Source organism: Paenarthrobacter sp. PPS72, assembly GCF_048537125.1.
Classification (GTDB): Bacteria; Actinomycetota; Actinomycetes; order Actinomycetales; family Micrococcaceae; genus Arthrobacter; species Arthrobacter nitroguajacolicus_E.
In genome coordinates this window covers 1-925 of record NZ_JBLYIE010000089.1, presented here as the reverse complement: position 1 = coordinate 925, position 925 = coordinate 1, and the positions used below count along the sequence as shown (strand labels likewise).

The 925-nt window shown below is 65.2% G+C and carries 1 pseudogene; it reads right to left on the bottom strand.

The window, feature by feature from the left end:
- A pseudogene (locus tag ACLRGI_RS23185) lies at nt 1-903 on the bottom strand (IS3 family transposase); the annotation flags it as partial.
- Nucleotides 904-925: the final 22 nt, after the last annotated feature.

Below are 925 nucleotides of genomic sequence, written 5' to 3'. Positions count from 1 at the left end.
CTCCGGCGGTGGTGCACCACTCGATCAGTGCCGCGGCAGTGAACTCCGGACCGTTGTCACACCTGACATAGGTCGGTGCGGTGCCGGTTTCGGCGATGATGTCCTCCAGCACCGCGACGACATCGGCGGCTTTGAAGGACCGGCGCGGGACGACCGCCAGCGCCGTGCGGGTGTACTCGTCGATGACGTTGAAGAACCGGATGTGCCGCCCGCAGGAAGTCACGTCGGATTGGAAGTCGAAACTGACTACATGCATCGGGTACTGGGCCCTCAATCGCTGCTGGTCCCCGGCGCCGGGCCCGGTGCGGCGCTTCTTCCGCGCTTTGGGTTTACAGGCCAGGCCTTCCTCGCGCCAGAGCCGGCGGATCCGTTTCCTGTTCAACGCCACCCCGTCCCGCGCCGGCTGGGCCAGCAGGTGCCAGCGGGCCTTCCGCCAGCCCCACGCCGGGTGCTTCACGGCCACGGCCCTCAGGTCCGCGCGCAGCTGCGCCTCTTCGAATCCCATGTCGGGTTTCTTCTTGCGGAACGCGGACCGGTTTTGGCCCAGTAACGCGCACGCGAAGCGTTCGGACGCCCCGAACTTCTCCACCGCCATGCGCACGGCACGGCGACGGGGTTCGGGGCTCAGAATTTTCCCTTCGCCACCTCGTTCAGGATGTCGATGGCCAGTTCCTTCTCCGCCAGCAGCCGCTTGAGCCGGGCGTTCTCCTTCTCCAACTCCTTGGTCCGTTTGGACGCCTCGGCGTTCTTCTCGGACCCGTACTGGTTCAGCCACCGGTACCAGGTCGCCTCGGTGACCTGGAGTTCCTTGATGACCTCGACCATCGGGCGTCCGTCGTTGAGCATTTTCTGGCCCTGCCGGACTTTGGCGATGACCTGTTCAGGGGTGTGTCTGCGTGCCATGATTCGTGAATTCCCTCCTGTG